Origin of the sequence: Lentzea aerocolonigenes, assembly GCF_000955955.1 — a bacterium.
Taxonomy (GTDB): domain Bacteria; phylum Actinomycetota; class Actinomycetes; order Mycobacteriales; family Pseudonocardiaceae; genus Lentzea; species Lentzea aerocolonigenes_A.
In genome coordinates this window covers 1-3930 of record NZ_JYJG01000310.1, presented here as the reverse complement: position 1 = coordinate 3930, position 3930 = coordinate 1, and the positions used below count along the sequence as shown (strand labels likewise).

The window sequence follows — 3930 nt, the reverse complement described above, 5'->3', positions numbered from 1 at the left end:
CACCCAGGGACGGACTGTGCGACGGCGCCGTCACGGTGACCGTGGTGCCGGACTGGCTGAAGGTGCCGTTCCAGCCGTTGGAGATGGTGACCCCGCTGGGCAATGTGAACACGACGGTCCACGGATTGGCCGCGCTCGTCCCCGTGTTCGTGACGGTCAGCGAACCCTGGAAGCCGCCCTGCCAGGAGTTGTCCAGCTTCCACGCCGACTTGCACCCGCCAGAGCCGCCACCGGTCGTGGTCGTGGTCGTCGGGCCGGGTCCACCGGTGGGCGCGATCAGGTAGGGCTGCAGGATGTTCTGCTTCGCCTGGTTGACCGTCGTCCAGTCGTCGCCGACGATGCCGCCGGTGTCACCGGAGTTGGGGTTCCACGACCAGTACGTGAACGAGATGCCGTTGACGCCCGTGCCGGTGTAGGCCATCAGGTTCTCCAGCCACACCTTGTCGACCGGGTTGGCCAGCGTGGTGCCGAACTCGCCCATCATCAGCGGCGCGATGTTCTGCTTGTACAGGTAACCCCAGTACTTGTCCCAGATCCCCGGCATGTTGGCCGGGTAGTCCGGGGCGCTGAACCACGGCTGGTTGTAGACCGAGGTGGCGTACTCGTGCGGCGAGTAGACCAGCCGGTTCGGCACGGACAGGCGCACCGGGAACTGGCCCGCCTTCGACAGGTTCCCACCCCACCAGCCGCAGTCCTCGTCGTTGGACGGGTCGCCGTCCCACACGTTCGACAGCCCACCGCTCGGGCAGCTCACGCCCTCCACGAAGATCAGCCAGTTCGGCTGCACACCCAGGATCGCGTTGCCCGCGCGCTCGGCCGCGAGCCGCCAGTCCCGCGCGGTGTCGCCACAACCCCAGCACGAACCGGTCGCGGCCGGGTTGGTGCCCTCGGCGTGCGGCTCGTTGTGCAGGTCGGCGCCGATGACCGTGGTGTTGCCCGCGTACCGCTGGGCGAGCATCTTCCAGTCGTTGATCCAGGTGGTCTCCGGGACGCCGGCCGTGTACCAGAGCGCGGTCTGTCCCGCGCTGGTCGGCCGGTGCCGGTCGAGGATCACGCGCATCCCCTTCTGCCCCGCGTAGCCGATCACCTTGTCGAGGATCTGCAACGGGGAGAGCCCCACCAGGTCGGGATTGGTGTAGTCGTTGATGCCGGTGGCCTTGGCGTCGGGCTTCAACGAGTCGTTGGAGAACGGGACGCGCAGGGTGTTGTAGCCCAGCTGCGCCATGTGGTCGAGCTGCTGGCGCCACGTGACGCTCGCCCACAGGCCGTGGAAGGTCTTGTTGTCGGTCTCCATCCCGAACCAGTTGATGCCGGTCAGCCGGACCGTCGCACCGGTGCTGTCCACGATCTTGCTGCCGCTGGTGTGCAGGTAGCCGGCGCCCGTGCCGCCCGCCGCCAGGCTGATGGCGACCATTCCGCTCGCGGCCACCACGGCCGAGATCAGCGCGCCGAATACCTTGTGCCGCCGCTTCATTCGCACTCCTCCGAGGCTCAAGACGTGGTGTGGCAGAGAGTTCCGTTCAGCCGGAAAGCCGCCGGCGGGATGTTCGGCCCGCTGTAGTTGCCGACGTACCCGACGTTGACCGTCGCGTTCGGCTCGATGCGGGCGTTGCCGACGACGGTGACCGTGCTCCCGGTCTGGGTCCACGTCGCGTTCCAGCCCGATCCCACCTGCTGCCGTCCCGTGGGCCAGTCGAACGTCAGCGTCCAGTCGGAGAACGGCTGTGTGCTGGTGATGTCGATGCCGCCGACGAACCCGCTGCTCCAATCGGTCACAGTGGACAGTCGCACCGTGCAGGTGCTTTCGGCGGGACTGCCGGTCGTGACGGTGAGCGGGGGAGAGGACCACGACAGGGCACCGGCGGCATCCCGTGCCAGCACGGTGACCGTGTACCTGGTGCCGGGGTTGAGGTTTCCGGCGGTGAACGAGGTGCCGGAGGACTCGCCCCACTGCTCGCTGGTCGTGCCGAGCTGGCGGTGCACCTCGTACTTCACGGCACCGGGCACGGACGGCCAGCTGATCGTCGCGGTCCGGTCGGTGGCCGAACCGGTGGGTTGTCCCGGTGCGGCGGGAAGACCGGCAGTGCCGGACGGGTGCAGGATCAGCGTCGTCAGTGAGAACGGCGGGAGCGTCCGGCTGGTGGCGGTGCCGTCGGTCGACGTCACGACAGCGGTCGCACCGTTGGTGAACGTGTGCACGGTCGGTGTGGCAGTGGAAGGTGTGTAGCCGGCGTAGTCGATGCTGACCGTGCGCGGGTTGTTCTCGTCGGAGTTGAGCAGCATGACCGCGAGGTCGCCGTTCGGCCGGCGTGCGGCGTGCGCTCTGACCGACGGGTCACTGGAACCGGCCCGGATGAGCTGGTCCCCGGGGCGGGCGAACAGGCTCAGCATCTTCAGAGCGTGGTAGGGCGCGAACGGCGTGTTCAACGGCGGCTCGCACGCGCCGCCCTCCAGGCAGCCTCCGCTGGACAGCAGCCCGAAGTCGTCGAAGTCCGGCTGACCGCCCACAGTGGACGCTTTGCCGGGTCCGTTGTGGACGTTCCACCAGTCGACGTTGAAAACGCCGTGCTCCAGCAACGAGGTGTAGGCCTCCGCCGCGAACAACGCGCCCGGCTGGGTGTTGCGGCCGTACGAGCTGTTGACCTCCGTCATGGCGATGCCGAGCCGGTCCGGGTTCGGCCCCGCGTACCGGGTGATCTGCTGGCGCAGCAGGTACATCATGTCGGGGATCTGGTCCGTGCTCGCCAGCGTCTGGTCGGTCGTGGACCCGCCGGGATACCAGTGCACGATCACGAAGTCCACGTACGGGCCGGCGATCGACAGCACCGTCTGGTTCCAGCTCGCGGCGTCTCCGGTGCCCACGATCGCGTCCGGCCAGTTCGCGGGCGTGGTGAGCACCGCGCCGATCTTGACGGTGGGGTCGGCCGCCTTCATGGCCTGCGCGAACGCCACGGTCTCCCTGGCGTACCCGGCCGGGCTCTTGTCCGGGTGGTCGTCGGCCTCCCAGTTGGCGCCGTAGTGGCCGTTGCCGTAGAGCTCGTTGCCGATCTCCCAGTACTTCACGCCGTAGCCCTTGGTGATGTTGGCGTAACGCACCCAGTCGGCGGCTTCCTGCGGCGTTCCGGTGCCGTAGTTGGCGATGACGATCGGCTGCGCCTGTGCCCTGCGCACCCCGGCCATGAACGTGTCGAAGTCGGTGTCCGGTGCCACGTAACCGCCGGGAGCCGTGTGGGTCTTCCAGTGGTAGATGTCGCCGTACGAACCGCCGGGGTAGCGCATCATCCGCACACCGGCGTCGCCGAGCAGGTCGTTCACCGCGTTCGTGCCGAGCTGGCTGTCCCAGATCGCCTGGTTCGCGCCGATCGCGGTGTCCGGCACGGTGGCCAGCCCCGCCTTCGCGTTGACCACGACGGTGGCGTCCGGTGAGCCGGCCGCGGTGCTCGCCACCGCGGGCAGACAGGCCGCGACGAGCGTGATCACCAGGAGAAGCCTGCGAGCTGCCATGCGCACCACGTCCTCGTCGACGATTCTGGGAGCGCTCCCAGAGTCCTGATTCGGCGATCAGCGGTCAAGACGGCGTTCGGAGGCATCGAGGTTTCTGTCGCGTCGAATCGAGTCGAATGCCGTTGCGGTCACTTGGCCGCCTTTTCAGCGCCCTGCACGGCGCCACGCCACGCCTCGTCGGCGTGCTTGCCCTGCTCGACCGACTGCAGTGCCGGGGTGAAGACGGTCTCCTGGATCTGGCCGTCGGCGGGACCCTTGTACTGCGCCGCGACGACCTTCTTGGCCTGAGCGGCGAACAGCGCACCCGCTTTGACGTCACCGAAGTAGGCGTTGGACTTCTCCAGCAACGCGGACGCGTCCAGTGCCTTGACCTGACTGGGGAAAGTGCCCTTCGCCTGGAACGCCTTGATCTGCTGCTCCGGCGCG

2 protein-coding genes and 1 pseudogene are annotated in these 3930 nt (G+C 68.1%); all 3 read right to left on the bottom strand.

Going from position 1 to position 3930, the window contains the following annotated elements; genetic code table 11:
- Positions 1–1474, bottom strand: a 1474-nt coding sequence (locus UK23_RS34645; RefSeq protein ID WP_045315958.1) for a cellulase family glycosylhydrolase, incomplete at its 3' end; no start/stop codon positions are given.
- 17 nt (positions 1475–1491) lie between these two features.
- A complete protein-coding gene (locus UK23_RS34640; RefSeq protein ID WP_045315959.1) occupies positions 1492–3504 on the bottom strand; it encodes a cellulose binding domain-containing protein in 2013 nt (670 codons plus the stop codon).
- A 128-nt stretch (positions 3505–3632) separates the two neighbouring features.
- Positions 3633–3930 (bottom strand): annotated as a pseudogene (locus tag UK23_RS53090) (carbohydrate ABC transporter substrate-binding protein); the annotation flags it as partial.

Excerpts from the sequence above, each read along its gene's own strand:
- UK23_RS34640 (WP_045315959.1), bottom strand. The coding sequence starts at position 3,504 with ATGGCAGCTCGCAGGCTTCTCCTGGTGATCACGCTCGTCGCGGCCTGT.